The 23861-nt window shown below is 69.1% G+C and carries 22 protein-coding genes; 18 read left to right on the plus strand and 4 right to left on the minus strand.

What is annotated here, in order from left to right; all coding sequences use genetic code 11:
• Window positions 1-91 precede the first annotated feature (91 nt).
• Complete coding sequence (locus ACIQZO_RS07335) at window positions 92-2581, minus strand: YfhO family protein (protein WP_403621462.1); 2490 nt, start codon at window positions 2579-2581, stop codon at window positions 92-94.
• A gap of 368 nt (window positions 2582-2949) precedes the next feature.
• Here ACIQZO_RS07335 and rpsL point away from each other — a divergent pair, with 368 nt between their 5' ends.
• From rpsL to tuf, 4 genes are all read left to right on the plus strand, one after another.
• The gene (rpsL, locus tag ACIQZO_RS07340; protein ID WP_007265893.1) at window positions 2950-3321 is read left to right on the plus strand and encodes a 30S ribosomal protein S12; all 372 of its coding nucleotides are present in this window, start codon (window positions 2950-2952) and stop codon (window positions 3319-3321) included.
• 2 nt (window positions 3322-3323) lie between these two features.
• Window positions 3324-3794: a 30S ribosomal protein S7 gene (gene rpsG / locus ACIQZO_RS07345; protein ID WP_362133533.1), complete on the plus strand. Its 471-nt coding sequence runs from the start codon at window positions 3324-3326 to the stop codon at window positions 3792-3794.
• 39 nt (window positions 3795-3833) lie between these two features.
• Window positions 3834-5966, plus strand: coding sequence for an elongation factor G (fusA, locus tag ACIQZO_RS07350; RefSeq protein ID WP_403621467.1), 2133 nt, complete (start codon window positions 3834-3836; stop codon window positions 5964-5966).
• Window positions 5967-6114: 148 nt separating this feature from the next.
• Window positions 6115-7308 carry an elongation factor Tu gene (gene tuf, locus ACIQZO_RS07355; RefSeq protein WP_403622112.1) on the plus strand — a complete coding sequence of 398 codons (1194 nt, stop codon included), beginning with the start codon at window positions 6115-6117 and terminating at the stop codon, window positions 7306-7308.
• Window positions 7309-7504: 196 nt separating this feature from the next.
• Here tuf and rfbC read toward each other — a convergent pair whose 3' ends face one another.
• Together rfbC and rfbA are read right to left on the minus strand one after the other, a co-directional pair.
• On the minus strand, window positions 7505-8104 hold the full coding sequence (gene rfbC, locus ACIQZO_RS07360; RefSeq protein WP_403621470.1) for a dTDP-4-dehydrorhamnose 3,5-epimerase: 600 nt from the start codon (window positions 8102-8104) through the stop codon (window positions 7505-7507).
• Window positions 8101-8976, minus strand: coding sequence for a glucose-1-phosphate thymidylyltransferase RfbA (gene rfbA / locus ACIQZO_RS07365; protein WP_403621473.1), 876 nt, complete (start codon window positions 8974-8976; stop codon window positions 8101-8103). Before rfbA ends, rfbC begins: the two co-directional genes overlap by 4 nt.
• Before the next feature lie 82 nt (window positions 8977-9058).
• Here rfbA and rfbB point away from each other — a divergent pair, with 82 nt between their 5' ends.
• The 7 genes from rfbB to ACIQZO_RS07400 all read left to right on the plus strand — a co-directional run bounded on the left by rfbB (window position 9059) and on the right by ACIQZO_RS07400 (window position 16338).
• On the plus strand, window positions 9059-10036 hold the full coding sequence (rfbB, locus tag ACIQZO_RS07370) for a dTDP-glucose 4,6-dehydratase (protein ID WP_403621476.1): 978 nt from the start codon (window positions 9059-9061) through the stop codon (window positions 10034-10036).
• Window positions 10033-10944, plus strand: coding sequence for a dTDP-4-dehydrorhamnose reductase (gene rfbD, locus ACIQZO_RS07375; RefSeq protein ID WP_403621479.1), 912 nt, complete (start codon window positions 10033-10035; stop codon window positions 10942-10944). The genes rfbB and rfbD overlap by 4 nt, the downstream gene beginning before the upstream one ends.
• A 143-nt stretch (window positions 10945-11087) precedes the next feature.
• Window positions 11088-11489 carry a DUF2304 family protein gene (locus ACIQZO_RS07380; protein ID WP_403621482.1) on the plus strand — a complete coding sequence of 134 codons (402 nt, stop codon included), beginning with the start codon at window positions 11088-11090 and terminating at the stop codon, window positions 11487-11489.
• Window positions 11486-12292, plus strand: coding sequence for a glycosyltransferase family 2 protein (locus ACIQZO_RS07385; RefSeq protein WP_403621485.1), 807 nt, complete (start codon window positions 11486-11488; stop codon window positions 12290-12292). Before ACIQZO_RS07380 ends, ACIQZO_RS07385 begins: the two co-directional genes overlap by 4 nt.
• 9 nt (window positions 12293-12301) lie before the next feature.
• Window positions 12302-13186 carry a glycosyltransferase family 2 protein gene (locus ACIQZO_RS07390; RefSeq protein WP_403621488.1) on the plus strand — a complete coding sequence of 295 codons (885 nt, stop codon included), beginning with the start codon at window positions 12302-12304 and terminating at the stop codon, window positions 13184-13186.
• 25 nt (window positions 13187-13211) lie between these two features.
• A complete protein-coding gene (locus tag ACIQZO_RS07395; protein ID WP_403621491.1) occupies window positions 13212-14513 on the plus strand; it encodes a hypothetical protein in 1302 nt (433 codons plus the stop codon).
• 4 nt (window positions 14514-14517) lie between these two features.
• Entirely contained in the window at window positions 14518-16338 is a 1821-nt protein-coding gene (locus ACIQZO_RS07400; protein WP_403621494.1) for a hypothetical protein, read from the plus strand.
• A gap of 95 nt (window positions 16339-16433) precedes the next feature.
• Here the strand turns inward: ACIQZO_RS07400 and ACIQZO_RS07405 are convergent, their stop codons facing one another.
• Window positions 16434-19061, minus strand: a complete 2628-nt coding sequence (locus tag ACIQZO_RS07405; RefSeq protein ID WP_403621497.1) for an N-acetylmuramoyl-L-alanine amidase — start codon at window positions 19059-19061, stop codon at window positions 16434-16436.
• A gap of 171 nt (window positions 19062-19232) precedes the next feature.
• Here ACIQZO_RS07405 and ACIQZO_RS07410 point away from each other — a divergent pair, with 171 nt between their 5' ends.
• The 7 genes from ACIQZO_RS07410 to rpsS all read left to right on the plus strand — a co-directional run bounded on the left by ACIQZO_RS07410 (window position 19233) and on the right by rpsS (window position 23840).
• Window positions 19233-20255, plus strand: a complete 1023-nt coding sequence (locus ACIQZO_RS07410) for a hypothetical protein (RefSeq protein WP_403621501.1) — start codon at window positions 19233-19235, stop codon at window positions 20253-20255.
• 469 nt (window positions 20256-20724) lie between these two features.
• Window positions 20725-21033, plus strand: coding sequence for a 30S ribosomal protein S10 (rpsJ, locus tag ACIQZO_RS07415; RefSeq protein WP_003948644.1), 309 nt, complete (start codon window positions 20725-20727; stop codon window positions 21031-21033).
• A gap of 14 nt (window positions 21034-21047) precedes the next feature.
• The gene (gene rplC, locus ACIQZO_RS07420) at window positions 21048-21692 is read left to right on the plus strand and encodes a 50S ribosomal protein L3 (protein ID WP_215015311.1); all 645 of its coding nucleotides are present in this window, start codon (window positions 21048-21050) and stop codon (window positions 21690-21692) included.
• Window positions 21693-21696: 4 nt separating this feature from the next.
• A complete protein-coding gene (rplD, locus tag ACIQZO_RS07425; RefSeq protein ID WP_365621716.1) occupies window positions 21697-22347 on the plus strand; it encodes a 50S ribosomal protein L4 in 651 nt (216 codons plus the stop codon).
• Window positions 22347-22670, plus strand: a complete 324-nt coding sequence (gene rplW / locus ACIQZO_RS07430; RefSeq protein WP_356649541.1) for a 50S ribosomal protein L23 — start codon at window positions 22347-22349, stop codon at window positions 22668-22670. The genes rplD and rplW overlap by 1 nt, the downstream gene beginning before the upstream one ends.
• Window positions 22671-22709: 39 nt before the next feature.
• Window positions 22710-23546 carry a 50S ribosomal protein L2 gene (gene rplB / locus ACIQZO_RS07435; protein WP_008739715.1) on the plus strand — a complete coding sequence of 279 codons (837 nt, stop codon included), beginning with the start codon at window positions 22710-22712 and terminating at the stop codon, window positions 23544-23546.
• Window positions 23547-23558: 12 nt separating this feature from the next.
• Entirely contained in the window at window positions 23559-23840 is a 282-nt protein-coding gene (gene rpsS, locus ACIQZO_RS07440) for a 30S ribosomal protein S19 (protein ID WP_008739713.1), read from the plus strand.
• The last annotated feature ends 21 nt before the right edge of the window (window positions 23841-23861 follow it).

Below are 23861 nucleotides of genomic sequence, written 5' to 3' on the forward strand. Positions count from 1 at the left end.
GAAGCCCCCCGCCGCTCCTCTCGGAGCGGCGGGGGGCTTCTTCGTTCCCGGGGCGGCCGCGGGGAAGACCCCGCGGACGCCCCGGCAGAGGTCAGTCGCGCCGGCGGCGGCGCAGGGAGGTTGTTTTGACGCCGATGAGGAGCATCAGGGCCAGTGCGGCGCCCGCGAGGCCCGGGGTGAGGCCCTTCGGGGTGAAGGTGCAGGAGAACGCGTCCGTGCCCGCGGGGAGGTCCACCGCCAGCAGGCCGTGGAAGGGCTTCACGGGGGCCGAGCACTGCCAGCCCGGCACGGCGGTGGTCGCGATGACGGCCGTGCCGCCGGCGGTGGTGGGGAGGGTGGCCTCGATCGTGTGGCCGCCCGGGCGGACCGAGGTGGCGCCGGTGGCGGTCAGGTGCCGTACGACCGTGTCGAGGGCCGGGCGGTCCAGGCAGCCGAGCGGGTGCTCGCCCGCGTCCCCGCCCTTGTCGCCGGTCTGCACGGTGACGTCGACCCGGCCCGAGGCGGGGACGGGGCCCAGCGGGGTCACGCCCGTGGTCCGGTCCTCCAGGGGCATGCGGGTGCCGCCGGCGCGGACCGTGCCGTAGAGGCCGGGGGAGTACCAGAACGCCTCGGAGCCGGGGGTGCACTGGGCGGCGTACGTCTGCTCGGAGGCGGAGGCGGAGGCGGAGGCCGTGCCCCGGGTGACGGGCGGGACCTGGTAGACGGTGGCGCCCAGGACGTTCTCCTGGCGGGCGTAGACGCTCTGCGCCGGGTTGGGGGAGGTGTAGGGGCCGGTGCGGACGGTGACCAGCGGGGGCGCGGGGAACTTCGCGGCCGTCCAGGTGTTCGGGGCGGTCCCCGGGCGGACCCGCGCGCCGATCGAGAAGATCGCGTCGAGTACCGGGTTGTCGGCGCCGAAGAAGGTCCGTCCGTCGTTCTTGAAGCCGTATCCCAGGGGCTCCAGCGCCCGGTAGGTGGCCTCGGGGAGATAACTGCTGTAGGACTGCGGCCCGTCCGCCCGCAGCGCCAGGGCGTCGTTGTACGCGCTCTGCGGCGCGCCCGAGTCGGTCCGGTACGCGGGCCAGCCCGTCACGCCCCGCACGGCGTCGAAGTGGTTGCCGATCGAGGCGTTCGAGGTGGCGACCGGCTTGGCCCAGCGCTCGCGGGCCCGGCGGGCGTCGGCGCCCGCGGCGGCGACCGTGGACTCGGCGAAGACCACGCCGATCATCAGGGCCGCGGCCACCGGGACCAGGTACCGGCGCTTCTCGCCGAGCCGCAGCAGGACCAGGGCCAGCAGGGAGACCGACCCGCCGCCGAGGACGGCCGTCCAGGTCCAGCCGCCGAAGTCGTCGGTCTGCCGCAGGGCGTAGGTGGCGGCGACCAGGAAGGCCGTGACCAGGGCCAGGTGCAGCGGGCGCGGCCGGTTGGCCAGGGCCAGCCAGGCCATGATCACGACCATCCCGCTGAAGACGAAGGCCTCGCGGTACGGGTTGCCGTTCGGCACCGCCAGCCCGTGCCACACGTACTGCGTGGGCGGGAACTGGAAGGAGGCGGCCACGAGCACCGTCGCCGTCGCCCACACCAGCCGGGTCCGCCTCGCGACGGCGGTGTTCAGGAGGAACGCGAGGGCCAGGATCAGTCCGAGCGAGGCGACGTAGAGCCGCGGGCGGCCGCCCCACAGGTGCGTGGCCGGGAGCATGCCCGCGAGGAAGATCTCGATCCGTACGGGGTCGAAGGCGGCGGCCTTCGTGGGCTGCGCCGCCCCGCTGGACAGGAACGAGGGCAGCAGGAGGGGCAGCGTGAGCAGGATGCCGGTCCCGGTGGCCGTCGCGGCCCGCCACAGGGCGCGCAGCCGGTCCCTGGCCGTCATCTCGCGGGTGGCCATCCGGATGGCCAGCAGGATGCAGGCGGCCATCGTGGCCATCATCGCGGTGTAGAAGTTCCCGAACCAGGCGAGCGCGACCAGCAGGGCCACGCCCGGCCAGCGGCGCTCCTCCAGGCACCACTCGACGGCGATGCCGAGCAGGGGGAGGGCGACCAGGCCCCACATCCACATCGGGATGTACGAGGAGTCGCTGAGCGCCCAGCCGCACAGGCCGTACGTCGCGCCGAGCGCGCCCCGCTGCCACCACGGGCCCGGGTGCAGCTTGCCGAGGTACACGGTCATCACGGCGGCGGCGGTGCCCATGGTGAGCGGGGTGATCGCGAAGACGGCGAGGTCGACGTGGGCGCGGGGGACGAGGACGGCCAGCCAGGAGAACGGGTTGCCGAGGTAGGTGTGGAAGTCGGAGAGGAACTGCTGTCCGTAGCCACCGCGCCAGGTGAAGAGCAGGTCGCCGGCGGCCTGTCCGTGGACCAGGTCCCACAGCGCCCGGTGGAAGGGCACGTACTGGTTGGCCTGGTCGTTCAGGGCCCGGCCGGTGTTCCCGAAGGGGAAGGTGCCACGGGCCACCCAGGCCGCGCAGAAGGCGCCCGCGGCGATCAGGAAGGCCAGCAGGGGGCCGCGCAGGCGTCTGGTCCGGCGGGTGGCCGGGCGGCGTGGAGCCGGCCGGTCGTCGGGGGTGGGCGGACGGGTGTCGACTGTGGTCGGCTCGGGTGCCACGGTCCCCAATGTCCTGCTCCCTGCTGATCGACTCGCGGGCGTCCCGCGCCCGGGCAAGGTGTCAGTTTAGGGCGCCGGGCGGGGCAAAGGGCCGATCGGGCCGCTCCCCGCTTGCGCGCGGCGGGTTTTCGTGCTGGGCATTTGTTTTGACCTACCTCTGTGAGGTAGGTACGCTCTGACCTTGTGCCTGGGGTGTGCCCTGGGCTCCCGCGTGTGCTTAAGACCCCGCGGAGAGCCGAGAAGACCACACCGCAATCTGCGCCCGACTCACTTCGGTGAAAGCGTGCAGTGTTCGACACACCCGACCGCGTGGGTCGGGGATGTTCCAGGTTAGTTTCACTACACGGCACACAGAAACCGGAGAAGTAGTGCCTACGATCCAGCAGCTGGTCCGTAAGGGCCGGCAGGACAAGGTCGAGAAGACAAAGACCCCCGCGCTCGAGGCTTCGCCCCAGCGTCGCGGCGTCTGCACGCGTGTGTTCACGACCACCCCGAAGAAGCCGAACTCGGCGCTCCGTAAGGTCGCGCGTGTGCGTCTGACCTCCGGCATCGAGGTCACCGCTTACATTCCGGGTGAGGGACACAACCTGCAGGAGCACTCGATCGTGCTCGTGCGTGGTGGCCGTGTGAAGGACCTGCCGGGTGTTCGTTACAAGATCATCCGCGGTGCGCTTGACACCCAGGCTGTCAAGAACCGCAAGCAGGCCCGCAGCCGCTACGGCGCCAAGAAGGAGAAGTAGAAATGCCTCGTAAGGGCCCCGCCCCGAAGCGCCCGGTCATCATCGACCCGGTCTACGCATCTCCTCTGGTGACGTCGCTCATCAACAAGATCCTCATGAACGGCAAGCGCTCCACCGCCGAGCGCATCGTTTACGGCGCCATGGAAGGCCTCCGCGAGAAGACCGGCAACGACCCGGTCATCACGCTGAAGCGCGCGCTGGAGAACGTCAAGCCGTCCCTCGAGGTCAAGTCCCGCCGTGTCGGTGGCGCGACCTACCAGGTCCCCGTCGAGGTCAAGCCGGGTCGTCAGTCGACCCTGGCCCTCCGCTGGCTCGTGGGTTACTCCCGCGCCCGTCGTGAGAAGACCATGACCGAGCGCCTCATGAACGAGCTGCTCGACGCCTCCAACGGTCTTGGCGCTGCTGTCAAGAAGCGCGAGGACACGCACAAGATGGCCGAGTCCAACAAGGCCTTCGCGCACTACCGCTGGTAGTCCCACCCCACATCGAGACCGAGAGAAGACCGAAGCCTTATGGCTACCACTTCGCTTGACCTGGCCAAGGTCCGCAACATCGGGATCATGGCCCACATCGACGCGGGTAAGACGACCACCACCGAGCGCATCCTGTTCTACACCGGTGTGTCGTACAAGATCGGTGAGGTCCACGACGGCGCCGCCACGATGGACTGGATGGAGCAGGAGCAGGAGCGTGGTATCACCATCACGTCTGCCGCGACGACCTGCCACTGGCCCCTCGAAGACGTTGACCACACGATCAACATCATCGACACCCCGGGTCACGTCGACTTCACCGTCGAGGTGGAGCGTTCGCTCCGCGTCCTCGACGGCGCCGTCACCGTCTTCGACGGTGTGGCCGGCGTCGAGCCGCAGTCCGAGACTGTTTGGCGTCAGGCGGACCGCTACGGCGTGCCGCGTATCTGCTTCGTCAACAAGCTCGACCGCACCGGCGCCGAGTTCCACCGCTGCGTCGACATGATCAAGGACCGCCTCGGTGCGGTTCCGATCGTCATGCAGCTCCCCATCGGTGCCGAGATGGACTTCCAGGGCGTTGTCGACCTGGTCACCATGAAGGCGTTCGTCTGGTCCGCCGAGGCGACCAAGGGCGAGATGTACGACATCGTCGACATCCCGGCCACGCACACCGAGGCTGCTGAAGAGTGGCGCGGCAAGCTGGTCGAGACCGTCGCCGAGAACGACGACGAGATGATGGAGCTCTTCCTGAACGGCGACGAGCCGTCCACGGAGCAGCTGCACGCCGCCGTCCGTCGCATCATCCTCGGCTCCGGCAAGGGCAAGGGCGAGCCCACGATCACCGCGGTGTTCTGTGGCACGGCGTTCAAGAACAAGGGCGTCCAGCCCCTGCTCGACGCCGTCGTCCGCTACCTGCCGTCGCCGCTGGACATCGAGGCCATCGAAGGCCACGACGTCCGCGACTCCGAGGTTGTGGTGAAGCGCAAGCCGTCCGACGAGGAGCCCCTCTCGGCGCTGGCGTTCAAGATCATGCGCGACCCGCACCTCGGGAAGCTCACCTTCGTCCGGGTTTACTCGGGCCGCCTGGAGGCCGGCACTGCGGTGCTGAACTCCGTCAAGGGCAAGAAGGAGCGCATCGGCAAGATCTACCGCATGCACGCGAACAAGCGTGAAGAGATCGCCGCGGTGGGCGCCGGTGACATCGTCGCCGTCATGGGCCTGAAGCAGACCACCACCGGTGAGACGTTGTGTGACGACAAGGCACCCGTGATCCTGGAGTCCATGGACTTCCCGGCTCCGGTCATCCAGGTCGCCATCGAGCCCAAGTCCAAGGGTGACCAGGAGAAGCTGGGTGTCGCCATCCAGAGTCTCGCGGAGGAGGACCCCTCCTTCCACGTTCACTCGGACGAGGAGACCGGCCAGACCATCCTCGGCGGTATGGGCGAGCTGCACCTCGAGGTGCTGGTCGACCGTATGAAGCGCGAGTTCAAGGTCGAGGCCAACGTCGGCAAGCCGCAGGTCGCGTACCGCGAGACGATCCGCAAGACCGTCGAGCGTCACGACTACACCCACAAGAAGCAGACCGGTGGTACCGGTCAGTTCGCCAAGGTGCAGATCGCGATCGAGCCGATCACGGACGCCGATGGTCCGGCGTACGAGTTCGTGAACAAGGTCACCGGTGGCCGCATCCCGAGGGAGTACATCCCCTCGGTCGACGCCGGTGCGCAGGAAGCCATGCAGTTCGGCATCCTGGCCGGCTACGAGATGACGGGCGTCCGCGTCATTCTTCTCGACGGTGGCTACCACGAGGTCGACTCCTCGGAGCTCGCCTTCAAGATCGCCGGTTCGCAGGCCTTCAAGGAGGCCGCGCGCAAGGCTTCTCCCGTACTGCTCGAGCCGATGATGTCCGTTGAGGTCACCACGCCCGAGGAGTCCATGGGCGATGTCATCGGTGACATCAACTCCCGCCGTGGCCAGATTCAGGCCATGGAGGAGCGTCACGGCGCGCGTCTCGTGAAGGGCCTCGTGCCCCTCTCGGAGATGTTCGGCTACGTCGGAGACCTCCGCAGCAAGACCTCGGGTCGCGCCAGCTACTCGATGCAGTTCGACTCCTACGCCGAGGTTCCCCGGAACGTCGCCGAGGAGATCATCGCGAAGGCCAAGGGCGAGTAACTCTTCCGAGTACACGCTTTAGGCTTGTCACCGGAGCCTCTGGGGCAACAGGAGTAACCCTTCGTTGCCCCGGAGGGACCGGCTTTCCAGCAAAGATCACCTGGCGCCGATGAGCAAGGCGTACAGAACCACTCTCCAGGAGGACCCCGTGGCGAAGGCGAAGTTCGAGCGGACTAAGCCGCACGTCAACATCGGCACCATCGGTCACATTGACCACGGTAAGACGACCCTCACGGCCGCCATTACCAAGGTGCTGCACGACGCGTACCCGGACCTGAACGAGGCCTCGGCCTTCGACCAGATCGACAAGGCTCCTGAGGAGCGCCAGCGCGGTATCACCATCTCGATCGCGCACGTCGAGTACCAGACCGAGGCGCGTCACTACGCCCACGTCGACTGCCCGGGTCACGCGGACTACATCAAGAACATGATCACCGGTGCCGCGCAGATGGACGGCGCGATCCTCGTGGTCGCCGCCACCGACGGCCCGATGCCGCAGACCAAGGAGCACGTGCTCCTGGCCCGCCAGGTCGGCGTCCCCTACATCGTCGTCGCCCTGAACAAGGCCGACATGGTGGACGACGAGGAGATCCTGGAGCTCGTCGAGCTCGAGGTCCGCGAGCTCCTCTCCGAGTACGAGTTCCCGGGCGACGACCTTCCGGTCGTCCGCGTCTCCGCGCTGAAGGCGCTCGAGGGCGACAAGGAGTGGGGCGAGAAGCTTCTCGGCCTCATGGCTGCCGTCGACGAGGCCATCCCGACCCCGCCGCGTGACACCGAGATGCCGTTCCTCATGCCCGTCGAGGACGTCTTCACGATCACCGGTCGCGGTACCGTCGTCACCGGCCGTATCGAGCGTGGTGTCCTGAAGGTCAACGAGACCGTCGACATCATCGGTATCAAGGAGACCAAGACCACCACCACGGTCACCGGTATCGAGATGTTCCGCAAGCTCCTCGACGAGGGCCAGGCGGGCGAGAACGTCGGTCTGCTCCTCCGCGGCATCAAGCGCGAGGACGTCGAGCGCGGCCAGGTCATCATCAAGCCCGGTTCGGTCACCCCGCACACCGAGTTCGAGGCCCAGGCCTACATCCTGTCGAAGGACGAGGGTGGCCGTCACACCCCGTTCTTCAACAACTACCGCCCGCAGTTCTACTTCCGTACCACGGACGTCACGGGTGTTGTCACCCTGCCGGCCGGCACGGAGATGGTCATGCCGGGCGACAACACCGAGATGACGGTCACGCTGATTCAGCCGGTCGCCATGGAGGAGGGCCTGAAGTTCGCCATCCGTGAGGGTGGTCGTACCGTGGGCGCCGGCCAGGTCACCAAGATCTCGAAGTAATTCGGGTTCTGACCTGGTAGCTCGTTCATCGAGCACCAAGTTGCACTGAAGGGCCCCGTTCCATCGCCTCGGCGGTGGGGCGGGGCCCTTCGGCGTGTCCGGACCGGGGCGGGCGGGTGCGGGTGAGCGGAGACCGGGTACGAGTGAGGGCCGCACCCCGGACGGGGTGCGGCCCTCACTCGTGCAAGGCGGTGGGTCAGTTCACGCGCAGGGACTCGGTGAACTCCAGGCAGGCGGCGTGGTCGGGAAGCAGACCGGTCGCGAGGGCGTCGGCCAGCGAGGGCGCGGCCTCGTCGCGGGCGGACAGCTGCGGGACGTCGGCCGGCCATTCGATGCCGAGGTCCGGGTCGAGCGGGTGCACCGAGTGCTCGCCGGTCGGGTTGTACGTCTCCGAGCAGAGGTACGACAGCGTCGCGTCGTCGCTCAGGGCGCAGAAGCCGTGGCCGAGCCCCTCGGGGATGTAGACCGCGCGGCGGTCCACGTCGTCGAGGCGGACACCCTCCCACTGGCCGAAGGTGGGGGATCCGACCCGCAGGTCGACGATGACGTCGAGCACGGCGCCGCGTACGCAGGTCACGTACTTGGCCTGGCCGCGCGGTACGTCGGCGAAGTGGATGCCGCGCACCACGCCCGCGGCGGAGACCGAGAGGTTGGCCTGTGCCAGGTTCAGCGGGTGGCCGACGACCTCGGCGAGGCGGTCGAAGCGGTACCACTCGGTGAACAGGCCGCGCGGGTCGCCGTGCAGCTGCGGGCTGACCTCGAAGGCGCCGGCTATGGAGAGTTCGCGGAACTTCATCGGGCGTCCTCCTCGGCGAGCAGCATCAGCAGGTAGTCGCCGTAGCCGCTCTTGGTCAGCGGTTCGGCGAGCACGCGCAGCTGCGCGGAGTCGATGAGGCCGGCCCGCCAGGCCGCCTCCTCGATGCAGCCGATCTTGAAGCCCTGACGCTCCTCGATCACGCGCACGAACTCGGAGGCCTGCACCATCGAGACGAAGGTGCCGGTGTCCAGCCACGCGGTACCGCGGTCGAGGATGGTCACGTTGAGCTCGCCGGCCTGCAGGTAGGCGTCGTTGACGGCGGTGATCTCCAGCTCGCCGCGGGCGCTGGGCTTCAGGCCCCGGGCCATCTCGACGACCCGGTTGTCGTAGAAGTACAGGCCCGGCACCGCGTAGCGGGACTTGGGCTTCTCCGGCTTCTCCTCGATGGAGATGGCCTGGCCGTTCTCGTCGAACTCCACGACTCCGTACGCGGTGGGGTCCGCCACCGGGTACGCGAACACGCGGCCGCCCTTGGCGTCCGTGTGCTGGGCGAGGCGGGTGCCGAGGCCACTGCCGTGGAAGATGTTGTCGCCGAGGATCAGGGCGACGGACTCGTCACCGATGAAGTCGGCGCCGAGGACGAAGGCCTGGGCGATGCCCTCCGGGCGCTCCTGGACGGCGTACTCCAGCCGCAGGCCGAACTGCGAGCCGTCGCCGAGCAGTCGCTCGAACTGCTCGCGGTCGTCCGGGGTGGTGATGATCAGGATCTCGCTGATGCCCGCCATCACGAGGGTGGAGAGGGGGTAGTAGATCATCGGCTTGTCGAAGACGGGCAGCAGCTGCTTCGAGACTGCCCGGGTCAGCGGCCAGAGACGAGATCCGGTGCCACCGGCCAAGAGGATTCCACGCATGGGGAGAACCCTATGCGAGAGCGCGTGGGGGAGCCGAGCTCAGACCGTGTGACGTTCGGCGGGCGGCTAGACTCTTCGTATTATGCGCATCCTCGTGACCGGCGGCGCCGGCTTCATCGGTTCAGAATTCGTCCGCCAGCAGCTCGGTGCAGATGCCGCGGCGCAGATCACTGTCTTCGACAAGCTGACCTATTCGGGCGTCGAGGCCAACCTCGCCCCGGTCGCGGACCACCCCGGCTACTCCTTCGTCAAGGGCGACATCTGTGACGCCGAGGCCGTCGACCGGGTCATGCCCGGTCACGACGTCGTCGTGCACTTCGCGGCCGAGTCCCACGTGGACCGCTCGATCGCCGGTGCGGGCCCGTTCGTGATGACCAACGTCGTCGGCACCCAGGTGCTGCTGGACTCCGCCCGCAAGCACGGCGTCGGCCGCTTCGTCCACATCTCCACCGACGAGGTCTACGGCTCGATCAGCGAGGGCTCCTGGACCGAGGAGTGGCCGCTGGTGCCGAACTCCCCGTACTCCGCCTCGAAGGCGTCGTCCGACCTGCTGGCGCTGGCCTACCACCGCACGCACGGCATGGACGTGGTGGTCACCCGCTGCTCCAACAACTACGGGCACTACCAGTTCCCGGAGAAGGTCATCCCGCTGTTCGTCTCGAACCTGATGGACGGCAAGAAGGTCCCGCTGTACGGCAACGGCGGCAACGTCCGCGACTGGCTGCACGTCTCCGACCACTGCCGCGGCATCGACCTGGCCATGCGCAAGGGCCGGGCCGGCGAGGTCTACAACATCGGCGGCGGCACCGAGCTCACCAACAAGGAGCTGACCGGTGTGCTGCTGGAGGCCGCCGGCCTCGGCTGGGAGATGGTCGAGCAGGTCGAGGACCGCAAGGGCCACGACCTCCGCTACTCCATCGACATCAGCAAGATCGGTGCCGAGCTGGGCTACACCCCGCAGGTCACCTTCGAGGACGGCATCAAGGCCACCATCGACTGGTACCGCGAGAACCGTGCCTGGTGGGAGCCGCTCAAGGTGAAGGCGGCCCTGCAGAAGTGAGCGCGAACCCGCGAGCCGGTCGCTGGCTCGTCACCGGTGCGGCCGGCATGCTCGGCCAGGACGTCCTGGCCGTCCTGAAGGACGCCGGCATCGAGGCCGTGGGCCTGCGCCGCGCCGACCTCGACATCACCGACCCGCAGGCCGTCCGCGCCGCCGTCGAGGGTGTCGCCGTCGTCGTCAACTGCGCGGCATGGACCGATGTGGACGGCGCCGAGACCGCCGAGGAAGCCGCCACCGCCGTCAACGGCACCGGCGTACGCGTCCTCGCCGCGGCCTGCGCCGACGCCGGTGCGCGCCTGCTCCACGTCTCCACCGACTACGTCCTGCCCGGCGACGCCACGCAGCCGTACGCCGAGGACGCCGAGACCGGCCCGGTCAACGCCTACGGGCGATCCAAGCTGGTCGGCGAGCAGGCCGTCGCCGAACTGCTTCCGCGGGACGGCTACACCGTGCGGACCGCTTGGCTGTACGGCGAGCACGGGGCGAACTTCGTCGCCACCATGCTGAAGTTGGCCGCCCAGCGGGACACCCTCGACGTGGTCGACGACCAGCACGGCCAGCCCACTTGGTCCTACGCGCTGGCCCGCCACCTGGTCGGGCTCGGCCTCGCCGCGCTCGCCGGTACCGCCCCGGCCGGGGTCTACCACGGCACCGCGAGCGGCCGGACCACCTGGATGGGACTGGCCCGCGAGGCCTACCGGCTCGGCGGGCTCGACCCCGAGCGGATCCGGCCGACCACTTCGGAGGCGTTCGTACGCCCCGCCGTACGGCCCGCCTTCAGTGTCCTTGGTCACGACCGCTGGTCGGACGCCGGGATGGAACCGCCGGCAAACTGGCGGGCCCAGCTCGCCGAGGCGATCACCCGGCCCGCCTTCGCTGATCTGCTGGGACTTCCCCCGAAGAGCTGATCGCGCGAGGCCTCTCGCATGCGTGTGCACCCCGCTGACGGGGCCCGGGACGGAACCTTCCGGGCCCCGTTGGCGTCATCATGGGTGCCATATGCTTCTCCTATAAAGATGTTGGCCCCTTCGCGCGAAAGGCGCCGTCCGCTGTGCGACTCTCCGTTTTGACCTCCATCACCGGTCTTCTGGTGCTGGGGTACATTCTCGAGCTGCTGCGCCGCCAGCAACTGCGGGAGAAGTACGCGGCGATATGGCTCGCGATCGGGCTGCTGGTCGCCCCCCTCGGGTTCGTGCCCGACCTGCTGGACCCGGTCGCCAGAAGCCTCGGCGTCGCATCCGGTGTGAGCCTGGTGCTGTTCGTCGGCTTCGTGCTGGTCCTGCTGGTCAGCCTGCACCTCAGCTGGGAGACGAGCCGGCTGGAGGCGGAGACCCGCACTCTGGCCGAGGACGTCGCGCTGATCCGCGCGCATCTCGTCCAGCAGGGCGGATACCCCAGCACGTCGCCGCGCACGGAGGATTCCGGCGCCATCGAGGCACAGGTGAACTCGTGAACGACGGTCGTCGCGTTCTGATCATTCTTCCCGCCTGGAACGAGGAGGACGGCCTGCCCTCCGTCCTGCGCGAGATCCAGCAGCAACTGCCCTACGTCGACACCCTCGTCGTCGACGACGGGTCGGCGGACAACACCGCCGAGGTGGCCCGGGCGGCCGGCTCGGCCGTCGCCCAGCTGCCCTTCAACCTCGGCGTCGGCGGCGCGATGCGGCTCGGCTACCGCTACGCGCAGCAGCACGGCTACGACGTGGCGATCCAGGTGGACGCCGACGGCCAGCACGACCCGGCGTACGTACCGGCGCTGCTGGAGCGCCTCGCGGTCGGCGACGCCGACCTCGTCATAGGCGCCCGGTTCGCCGGTGACGGCGACTACACGGTGCGCGGCCCGCGCAAGTGGGCGATGTCCCTGCTGTCCGTGGTGCTTTCGCGCATCACCCGGACCAAGCTCACGGACACCACCTCGGGCTTCCGTGCCTGCAACCGGCCGCTCATCGAGTTCTTCGCCCGCTGGTACCCGGTCGAGTACCTCGGCGACACCATCGAGTCCATGGTGGGCGCCGCCCGCTCCGGATTCACCGTGCGCCAGATCCCCGTGGCGATGCGCGAGCGCACCACCGGCCGCCCGAGCGCCTCGCCGCTCAAGGCGATGGTCTACCTCACCCGGGCCGGCCTCGTGCTGCTGCTCGCGATGATCCGGCGGATGCCCACGGAGCTCAAGACCTTCACACCCGGTACCCCGGCGTACGCCGCGTTCCAGCAGCGCACCGCCGAGCTGGTCCGCCGTGAGCTGACCAAGGCCTAGGCGGAGAACATGTCGCGTTTTGAGATCCTCCTGCCGTACTACGGCGACGTCGCACTGATGCAGGACGCTGTCCGCAGCGTCCTCGCCCAGGACGGCGACGACTGGCGGCTCACCGTCGTCGACGACGGCAGCGAGCCGGGCGTCCCCGAGTGGTTCGAGCAGCTGGCCGACCCCCGCGTCCGCTACCTGCGCAACGACCGCAACCTCGGCGTGACCGGCAACTTCAACCGCTGCGTCGAGCTCGCCGAGTACGAGTACCTCGTCCTCATGGGCTGCGACGACCTCATGCACCCGAACTACCTCCAGGTCGTACGGGCCGCGGCCGACCGCGCACCGGCCGCGGCGATGATCCAGCCGGGCGTCCAGGTCATCGGCACCGACGGCCTGCCCTTCGACACCCTCGGCGACCGGACCAAGCGCAAGCTCTACGCGCCCAAGGGCCCGGGCCGGGCCCTGCTCGGCGGCGAGGAGCTGGCCACCAGCCTGCTGCGCGGCAACTGGCTGTACTTCCCGTCGATCTGCTGGCGCACCGAGGCGGTCAAGCGCTTCGGCTTCCGCACCGACCTCGGCGTGATCCAGGACCTCGCCCTGGTGGTGGACCTGCTGGTGGCGGGGGAGTCCCTGGCCACCACGCCGGAGGTCTGCTTCAGCTACCGCCGGCACGCCGAGAGCGAGTCCTCGGCCAAGGCCTACACCGGACACCGCTTCGAAGAGGCCAAGCGCTTCTTCGTGGAGACCGCCGACCGCCTGGACCGGCACGGCTGGCCGCGCGCCGCCAAGGTCTCCCGGCTGCACCTCTCCTCCCGGCTGCACGCGCTGACCCTGCTGCCCGGCGCCGCCAAGAAGGCCGGCCGGCCCGGTGTCAGCGCCATGCTCCGCCACGCCACGCGCTGAGCGTGCGGCCGATGAAAGCTCCTGGATGAACCCGATCTCGAAACTGCTCAAGGCCCTGCCCCCCGGGACCGCCATGGTCGCGGGGGGCACCGCTGTGCTCGGCGCCGCCTCCTACATTCACCTCGCGGTGGCCGGACACAGCCTCTCGGAGGCCGACAAGGCCGGAGTCTCGGTGCTGTGGACCCTGGTGATGTCCGTCGGGATCGGCCTGTTCTTCCCGATCGAGCAGGAGCTCACCCGGATCGTCGCCGCCCGCGCGGTGCGCGGTGAGGGCGCCGCACCGGTACTCAAGAAGGCGGGGTTGCTGACCGCCGGCATCCTCGCCGCGGTCCTCGGCGCGCTCGCCCTGTTCGCCGGGCCGGTCGCCGACCGGCTGTTCCACGGGGACCGGCAGCTGGTCGCCGTGCTCGGCGCCGCCTTCGCCGGGATGGCCCTGTGCTACCTCACCCGGGGCATCCTGGCCGGCACCGGCCGCTTCACCGCCTACGGCTCCCAGCTCGCGGTCGACGGCGGCCTGCGGATCGTCCTGGCCTTCGCCTTCGCCCTCGCCGGACTGCACTCGGCGCTCGCCTTCAGCCTGATCCTCGTCGTGGCACCGTTCATCGCCCTGCTGGTCACGCTGGCCCCGACCCGGGGCGCGGCACGGCCCGGCGGGCCCATGGCCACCCGGGAGCTGGTCCGTGGTCTCGGCCCGCTGACCGCCTCCACCCTGCTGGCCCAGGTGGTCGTCAACGCGGCGGTGATGAGCGCCCAGCTGCTGGAGCCGACCCGCACCGAACTGATCGCCGGCCTGCTCAGCGCCCTGGTACTGGCCCGCGTGCCGCTGTTCGTCTTCGGCTCGCTGCAGGCCTCGCTGCTCTCCGGGCTGTCCACCGTGGTGGCCGGGGGCGACGACCAGGGCTTCGCCCGGATGCTGCGCAAGGCCTGCCTGGTGGTGCTCGGTCTCGGCGTCGTCGGCGGTGTGCCGGCCGTGCTGATCGGGCCCTCGCTGATCGAGGTCCTGTTCGGTGCCGCGCCCGGCCAGCTCGGCCGGCTCGACTTCCTGTGGTTCGCCATCGGGACGACCTGCTACATGCTGGCGATGGTGCTCGGCCAGGCCCAGATGGTGCTGCACAAGCACCGTGCCCAGCTCGCCTGCTGGGCGTTCGGCACCGCGGTACTGCTCGGCATCACGCTGGTCCCCGGCGACATCGCGCTGCGCGTCGGTCTCGGCTACGCGATCGGTTCGCTGGCCACCGCCGCCGCGATGCTCCTGACCCTCCGCGGCGCTGTGGAGCGCCGCCGTACCACCGCCCCGGTACTCAACGGACATCTCACGGAAGTCTGACCTGATGACGCGACTGGCCCCCCTGTCCCCCGCCGATCCGGAGAGAGACCGGACCGCCGGGGACTCCCCGGCGGACGGCCGCACTCCGGCCGGGTGGTGGCACGCCCGGTGGGTGGTGCCGTCGGCGCTGGCCCTCGGCTACGTGCTCAACGTGCTGTTCCGGTTGTTGCTGGTCACCAGGCAGGACTTCCCGACGGTCAGCCCGGACGAGTCGATGTACCTGGTGATGGCCAGGATCCTGGCGGGTCGGCCGACCACCGAGATCCCCGGTGACCAGGTCATCCCCGCCGGCTATTCGTTCCTCATCTCGCCGGCCCTGCGCATCACCGAGGACCCCGTCTTCGGCTACCACCTGATCATGGGCATCAATGCCCTGATCAGCTGCCTGGTGCTGCCGATGGCCTACTGGGCGCTGCGCCGGCTGAGCGTCTCCAGGCCGGTGTCTTACATCGTCGCCACCGCCGCCGTGCTGGTGCCGCCGGTGGTCTTCTACTCGCAGTACGCGATGGCGGACACCCCGCTGCCCGTCCTGGTGCTGGCGTGGCTCATCGGTGTGCACGGCCTGTTCTCCGAGGGCGGCAAGAAGCGACGGATCCTTTTCGCCCTGCTGGCCGCCTTCGCCGCCGGATACTGCCTGCTCACCCATGACCGCGGCGGCGTGATCATCGCGCTGACCGGTCTGGTGCTGCTCGTGGCACTGGTCCTGAACTGGGCCCCCCGGATCGCCACCGCCTCGGCGCTGGGCCTGCTGGCCGTGATGTTCCTCGGCAAGCAGCTGATGACCACCTGGATGATCTCCCGGATAGACGGCGCCCACCCGAGCGAGGTCGGCAACGCCGTCTTCCAGACGCTGGAGAACACCCGGCTGCTGCGCCGCACGATCATGCGGCTGATCGGCCACCTCTGGTACTTCATGACCAGCACCTGGGGTCTGGGCGCGCTGACCGTGGTGGTCTGCGTCTGCGCCGTGCTGAGCTCGCGCTTCAGCCTGGCCAACCGGGTGGTGGCGTTCCTGATGGTCGCGCTGCTGGGTGGTATCGCGCTCGCGGCGGCCGCCGGACTGCCCAACGACCACCGGGTCGACACCATCGTCTACGCCCGGTACCTGTCGCTGCTGGTCCCGGTGTACCTGATCGTCGCGGCCGCCGTGCTGTACCACGTACGCGGCTGGAAGAAGATCGTCGGGCTCGGCGCGGCAGCGAGCGCCCTGACCCTGGTGTTCACGGCGGCCCTGCTCCACATGGCCAGCCAGCAGTGGAGCAAGTCCTGGTTCATCCTCTGGGGCCTGCCCGACGTCACCTTCCTCTCCAGCCTCTCGGGGGAGGACTGGGACACCTTCAACGCGGCCCGCACCACCGGGGTGGCCCTGGCCGTGCTCGCCGTCCTGCTGCTGCTGCGCCTGCTCGGCGGCAGCCGCCGGGCCGCCGTCGCCACCGGCGCCGTGGGCGTGGCGATGGCCGTGTTCGCGGGCTGCGCGACCGTCGCGGTCACCGACAACATCACCAGGACGTATGCGCAGGAGCGCCGCAAGGACGGCACCGGATTCGTCGAGAAGGCCGGTATCCGGCCCGGTGACCAGCTGGTGATGGACAAGGACGTGCGCTGGGAGATCCGGATGACGATGGCCTACCAGGTGCTCGACGGCCGGGTCTGGACCCGCGCGCTGATCGGGACCGACACCCCGCCGGCCGATGCCGACGTGGCCGTGCTCGCCCTCTTCGACAAGAAGGCGCCGGCCACCGACAGCTGGCGCAACGCCCCGGCCGGCTGGCGCGTCGACCGGTACGTCCGCGAGGACGAGTACGTGATCTGGCGCCGCGGCTGATCAGGCGCCGCCGGACAGCGCAAAAGGGTGGACCCCCGGCCGATCGGCCGGGGGTCCACCCTTTCCTCGTTGCCGCCTCGGGGGCGACGACCGGACTACTTGGTGAAGTAGCCGGTGATGTCGGCGATGAGGTCGACGGTGCCGGCGTGGTTGTAGAAGCTGACCTTGCCGTCGACGACGGGGACGATCACCAGGTTGGGGATGGTCTGGCCGGCGGTGAAGTTCAGGTTCGACGCGCTGGAGCGGGTGGTGCCGCTGGGGTAGACCGACACGAAGCTGGACTGGGTCGGGTTGGTGGCGGTGACGTTGAGGACGACCGCCTTGACGCCGGTGGCGGGGATGCCTTCGACGCCCGCGACCTGGAGGGTGACCGAGGTGCCGCCGGGGATCTTCGCCTGCGGGGTACCGAGGCCCTCACGGGTGTCCATCAGCCGGGTCGGGCCGATGTTGGTGTGCACGGCGCCCGCGGCACTGTCGGAGAAGTAGCCGGTGATGTCGGCGATGAGGTCGACGGTGCCGGCGTGGTTGTAGAAGCTGACCTTGCCGTCGACGACGGGGACGATCACCAGGTTGGGGATGGTCTGGCCGGCGGTGAAGTTCAGGTTCGACGCGCTGGAGCGGGTGGTGCCGCTGGGGTAGACCGACACGAAGCTGGACTGGGTCGGGTTGGTGGCGGTGACGTTGAGGACGACCGCCTTGACGCCGGTGGCGGGGATGCCTTCGACGCCCGCGACCTGGAGGGTGACCGAGGTGCCGCCGGGGATCTTCGCCTTCGGCGTGCCGAGGCCCTCACGGGTGTCCATCAGCCGGGTCGGACCCACGTTGGTGTGCGTGGCGCCCTCACCGCTCGACGTGAAGTAGCCGGTGACGTCCGCTATGAGGTGGACCGCCCCCGCGTGGTTGTAGAAGCTGACCTTGCCGTCGACCACGGGCACGACCACCAGGTTGGGGATCGTCTGGCCGGCGGTGAAGTTCAGGTTCGACGCGCTGGAACGGGCCGTGCCAGCCGGGTACACCGACACGAAGCTGGACTGCGTCGGCTCGGTCGCCGTCACGTTCAGGACGGCCGCGGTCACCCCGCTCGCCGGGATCCCGGTGCTGCCGCCCGCGACCTGGAGGGTGACCGAGGTACCGCCGGCGACCTTCGCCTGCGGGGTGCCCAGGCCTTCACGGGTGTCCATCAGGCGCTTGGGGTCCACCGGGACGAACTTGATGTCCTTGACCTCCGCGACCACGGTGACCGGAAGGCTCGTGGACACCTTGCCGTTGGTCGCGGTCGCCCGGATCTGGAGCTGGTGGCTGCCCGAGGTCAGCGAGGTCGACACCGTACGGGCGGTGCCCGCGGTGGTCGCGACCGACTTGTCGTCGACCAGCAGCTCGAACTTGCTCACGAGGCTGCTCGCCGTGCTGGTGCCGAAGCCCAGCGAGACGGGACCGGGGGTCTGGAAGGACGCGCCGGGCCGGGCCGGCTCCCCGTTCACGTTGGTGACCTGCAGCGCGGCCGGAGGACCGGACTTGCGGAGCGCTTCCAGCTGCGGGTAGAGCGAGTTGCCCGGGCACTGGGTGTTGAAGCCGTCCCGGTGACCCGAGAGCGTCTTGAACTCGTACGTCTGCCCGGCGGTGAAGCTCTTGCCGAAGAAGTTGGTCTGGGTGGCGCCCGCGGTCAGCGTCGTCGTGCCGTTCATGTCGCCGTCGTACTGGCCGAGCTTGTACGCCGCGACCTTCGAGATGGCGTCGAGCGCGGCCGGCGAGGCCCCGGCGCTCGTGTAGTCACCGAGGACGGAGACGCTCGTCGACTCGGAGTTCCAGCCGTAGGAGTGCGCGCCCATCACGGGCTGGTCGACACCGCCCTGGCGGCCTTCGAAGATCGTGCCGCACTTGTCGACGAGGAAGTTGTACCCGAGGTCACGCCACAGGTTCTCCTTCACGTGGTAGACGTGCAGGCCGCGGACGATCGCCGCGGACTCGGAGCACTCGTACGGCGCGGCGGCCGCGGTGTGGTGGACGAACGTGGCCTTGATCTTCGCTCCGGGGAGGTAGATCGGGCCCTCGTTGTTCAGGCTCTCGTCCGCACCCCACTGGACGCGCGAGACGACCTCGGGCCTCGGCGCCGTGGAGGCCGGTCCCGGGACCGTCGGCGGCTGGGCGGGCGTCGGCGGGACGGGGTCCGCCGCCGGAGCGGCGAAGGCCGCCGGATCGGCCTTGATGTCACCGGGCTTCTTGGCGCTGGTGGAACCGGGGTCGACGAGCGCCAGCTCCATCCCGGCGGGGAGCGCGGCAGCGTCTCCACCCACCCGGACCTCGGCGCCGTCCGACAGGCCGACCCAGACCGGCTCGGTGGCGCCGCGCATACCCGGGCGCTTGCCGTCGAGGTTGGCCTCGGCCTGCTCCAGCGTGATCCACTGCGACCACTTGCCGGTCTTGGCGTTGCGCGTACGGGCCTCGATGGACCCCAACACATCGGCCGCGGGGTCGGTCCAGGTGACACCCAGGAGGCCGAAGGGCTTCGTGTCCTGCTGTGCGAGGACGGCCTTGCCGGTCCCCTTGGGCTTCAGCGCGAGCTTGTGGACCTTGCCCGCCACCGGCCCCCGAGCCTTGCCCGAGGCGCTGTAGCGCGGCAGTCCGTTGTCGTCCAGAGAGTCCGAGCCGAAACCGTTGGCCGCCCCCTGGAAGCCAAGTACCGCGACGACACCGAGCGCGGCGGCCAGAGCCGTACCGCGCACACGACCTAGTCTCAAGTTGTTTCCCCACCCCATGCGTGAACTCACCCAGGTGACAGCCCTGGTGGGGCGGATGCTACTGCCACGTACCGCTCCGGCTCGCGGCGGGGTCGGCCCGGGGGAGGGAATGAGAAACTCCGGGGAAGCACACAAGGAGCGTCTCAGGGTGGGGACATGAGGAACGACGACAACGGCAGCGCCAACGACAACGAGGGCAGACCGAACCCTTGGGCCGAGCCGCCGGGATGGCGCACCGGACCGGCCTGGCAGGAACGGCGCCGCGGCCCGCGGCTGCTCAAGATCGCCCTGGCCGTCGCCTGCATAGCCGGGCTCGCGCTGCTCGCCGTACGCCCCGAGCTGCTGATCGACCGGATCGCCGGGAAGACCGGGGCCCTGCGGGCCGCGACGGGCGGGCCGCCCCCGGCCGCGGAGTCCGCACGGCCGACCGCGCCGGCCCCGCTGGCCCCGCCAGCCCCCGACGAGCCGACGCTCCAGGAACCCTTCCGCGGCTCCCCGGCCCTCCAGTGGGCCGACGGCGCCGCCGGCATCGAGGTCCCCGAAGCCTCGGCCGTGGGCTGGATGCCGAAGGAGAAGGTCGCGGACGCGCTCCAGAAGACCAGGCAGTTCCTCGTCACGGCCAACCTGGACCCGGCGACCCTGCGCGGGGAGCGCCCGGCCGGAGCCCTGGCGCTCCTGGACCCCCGGCAGCCGGAGATCCCGCAGCGCCTGGAGCAGTACCTGACGAAGCCCACGGAGCAGGACAGCCCGGTGACGGTCTTCACCCGCTTCGATCCGGCCGAGGTCAAGCCGGTCGGTGACGTCGTCAAGGTGCGCGGTGCCATGCGCGTGGAGGAGGGGGAGCCGGGGGAGGTGCTCGTGGTGACGGACTACACCTTCGTGCACCCGATGGCGAAGACGCAGGGAGGAACGAGCGTGCAGCGCACGATCGTGCGCCGGCAGATCACCCTCGCCCTGCTCGACCCGGCGCGCTGGGAGACCGTGCGGGGCCGGCTCCAGCTGCGCGATTACCACGCGGAGTGGTCGAACGTGGAGTGCGAGACGGCAGGCGGCTTCCTGCACCCGCAGTTCCCGCTGGGCGCGCGGACCGGGCCGCCGGCCACCGGGCCCGCCGTGGATCCGTACGACCGCGGCGGCAAAGTCCGGGGCGACGGGTGCGGGACCAGCACCCGCCCCTGACCGGGGGAGGGACCCGCCGGGTGATGCGCGTGGTGCGGTTTGACCACTCAGCGTGGCGGGGTATTCTCTTCCGCCCGATTGGCCAGGTACGTGCCTCGTATGGCAGACTACTCAAGTTGCTCGGCTGAGTGCCGATGCTGCGCGCCTCCCGCCGGGAGGACCGGAAGCGAGTCCCACAGTACTCGTCGTCCTTAATCTGCCCCTCGGGGCAGCAATGGGGACGGACGTACGGGAATCTTCTGGGAAGTGTCAGCACGGCGCACACCAGGCACTCGGTGGGTGTTTCTCCCCCGAATCGCGGTCATAGGGACCGCACCCCCTTGGACGAGGGAATTTCCGTATGGGAATTTTCTGTAGAGGGAGTGCGACACGCCCGACCGCGTGGGTCGGAGGAGAGGCCGCGGGATCTATCCCGCAGCCAACCGGGAGCCAGAGCGTTTCCACATACAGACAGGACTACGGAGTAGCCATGGCGGGACAGAAGATCCGCATCCGGCTCAAGGCCTACGACCACGAGGTCATCGATTCCTCGGCGAAGAAGATCGTCGAGACGGTGACGCGCACTGGTGCGTCGGTCGCGGGCCCGGTGCCGCTGCCCACTGAGAAGAACGTGTACTGCGTCATCAAGTCGCCGCACAAGTACAAGGACTCGCGCGAGCACTTCGAGATGCGCACGCACAAGCGCCTGATCGACATCCTCGACCCGACTCCCAAGACCGTTGACTCGCTGATGCGCCTGGACCTTCCGGCCGGCGTTGACATCGAGATCAAGCTCTGAGAGGCGTCGAGAAGATGGCAAAGCAGATCAAGGGCGTCCTGGGCGAGAAGCTCGGCATGACCCAGGTCTGGGACGAGAACAACCGTGTCGTCCCGGTGACCGTGGTCAAGGCCGGACCCTGCGTCGTTACCCAGGTCCGTAAGAACGACATCGACGGCTACGAGTCGGTCCAGATCGCCTTCGGCGAGATCGACCCGCGCAAGGTGAACAAGCCCCTCAAGGGCCACTTCGCCAAGGCCGACGTGACCCCCCGCCGCCACCTGGTGGAGCTCCGCACCTCCGACGCCAGCGAGTACACGCTCGGCCAGGAGATCACCGCCGCTGTGTTCGAGTCGGGCGTCAAGGTCGACGTCACGGGCAACAGCAAGGGCAAGGGCTTCGCCGGTGTCATGAAGCGTCACAACTTCAAGGGCCTCGGTGCCGGTCACGGCGTCCAGCGCAAGCACCGCTCCCCCGGTTCGATCGGTGGCTGTGCCACCCCTGGGCGTGTCTTCAAGGGCATGCGCATGGCCGGTCGTATGGGTAACGAGCGCGTCACCACCCAGAACCTGACCATCCACGCGGTTGACGCGGAGAAGGGTCTGCTCCTCATCAAGGGTGCGGTCCCCGGTCCGAACGGCGGCCTCGTCCTGGTCCGTACCGCGGCCAAGGGGGCTTGAGGTAATGAGCACCATTGACATCCTTTCGCCGGCAGGCGACAAGGCCGGTACCGTCGAGCTCCCCGCGGAGATCTTCGACGCGAAGACCAGCGTTCCGCTGATCCACCAGGTCGTTGTCGCTCAGCTGGCTGCTGCCCGTCAGGGCACGCACAAGACCAAGCGTCGCGGCGAAGTCCGTGGTGGTGGCCGCAAGCCGTACCGCCAGAAGGGCACCGGCCGTGCGCGCCAGGGTTCGACCCGCGCGCCGCAGTTCGTCGGCGGTGGCGTTGTCCACGGCCCGCAGCCGCGTGACTACTCCCAGCGGACCCCGAAGAAGATGAAGGCCGCCGCCCTCCGCGGTGCCCTCTCGGACCGTGCGCGTCACTCCCGCATCCACATCGTCACCGGTGTGGTCGAGGGTGCCGCCTCCACGAAGGCCGCCAAGACGCTGTTCGGCAAGATCTCGGAGCGCAAGAACCTGCTCCTGGTCGTCGACCGCGCCGACGAGGCCGCGTGGCTGTCCGCCCGCAACCTGCCCCAGGTGCACATCCTGGAGCCGGGCCAGCTGAACACGTACGACGTGATCGTCTCTGACGACGTGGTCTTCACTCAGGCCGCTTTCGAGTCCTTCGTGTCTGGCCCCAAGGCCGACGAGACCGAAGGGAGCGACGCCTGATGTCTGAGGCGACCGTTACCAGCAAGACCTTCACTGACCCGCGCGACCTGCTGATCAAGCCGGTTGTCTCGGAGAAGAGCTACGCGCTGCTGGACGAGAACAAGTACACGTTCATCGTCGCGCCCGGCTCGAACAAGACCCAGATCAAGCAGGCTGTGGAAGCGGTCTTCTCGGTCAAGGTCACCGGGGTCAACACGATCAACCGTCAGGGTAAGCGCAAGCGCACCAAGACCGGTTTCGGCAAGCGCGCTGACACGAAGCGCGCCATCGTGACCCTCGCTGAGGGCGACCGAATCGACATCTTCGGCGGCCAGGCCTCCTAACGGAGGTCTAGTCGTCCGGAATCGGACGAGGACTGAGAAATGGGTATCCGCAAGTACAAGCCGACGACCCCGGGCCGTCGTGGCTCCAGCGTCGCCGACTTTGTCGAGATCACGCGGTCCACGCCGGAGAAGTCGCTGGTTCGCCCCCTGCACAGCAAGGGCGGCCGTAACAACACCGGTCGGATCACCGTTCGCCACCAGGGTGGTGGACACAAGCGCGCCTACCGCGTGATCGACTTCCGTCGTCACGACAAGGACGGCGTGCCGGCCAAGGTCGCGCACATCGAGTACGACCCCAACCGCACCGCGCGCATCGCGCTCCTGCACTACGCGGACGGCGAGAAGCGCTACATCATCGCGCCGAAGGCTCTGAAGCAGGGCGACCGGATTGAGAACGGCCCCACGGCCGACATCAAGCCCGGTAACAACCTCGCGCTCCGCAACATCCCGGTCGGTACCACGATCCACGCGATCGAGCTCCGTCCCGGTGGCGGCGCCAAGTTCGCGCGTTCGGCCGGTGCCTCCGTGCAGCTGCTGGCGAAGGAGGGCACGATGGCCCACCTTCGTATGCCGTCCGGCGAGATCCGTCTCGTCGACGCGCGCTGCCGCGCCACGGTCGGCGAGGTCGGCAATGCCGAGCAGTCGAACATCAACTGGGGCAAGGCCGGCCGTATGCGCTGGAAGGGCGTTCGCCCGTCCGTCCGCGGTGTCGCGATGAACCCGGTTGACCACCCGCACGGTGGTGGTGAGGGCAAGACCAGTGGTGGTCGCCACCCGGTCTCCCCGTGGGGTCAGAAGGAGGGTCGTACTCGCTCGCCGAAGAAGGCTTCGAGCAAGTACATCGTCCGCCGCCGCAAGACGAACAAGAAGCGCTAGGAGCGGGTTTAGATGCCGCGCAGTCTCAAGAAGGGGCCCTTCGTCGACGACCACCTCGTAAAGAAGGTGGACGTCCAGAACGAAGCCGGCACCAAGAACGTCATCAAGACCTGGTCCCGTCGCTCGATGATCATCCCCAGCATGCTGGGTCACACCATCGCGGTGCACAACGGCAAGACCCACGTCCCGGTGTTCGTCACCGAGTCGATGGTCGGCCACAAGCTCGGCGAGTTCTCGCCGACTCGCACCTTCCGCGGCCACGTCAAGGACGACCGGAAGTCGAAGCGCCGCTAAAGGCGGGGTGGTTACGACTAT

Source organism: Streptomyces sp. NPDC097617 (assembly GCF_044761485.1).
Classification (GTDB): Bacteria; Actinomycetota; Actinomycetes; order Streptomycetales; family Streptomycetaceae; genus Streptomyces.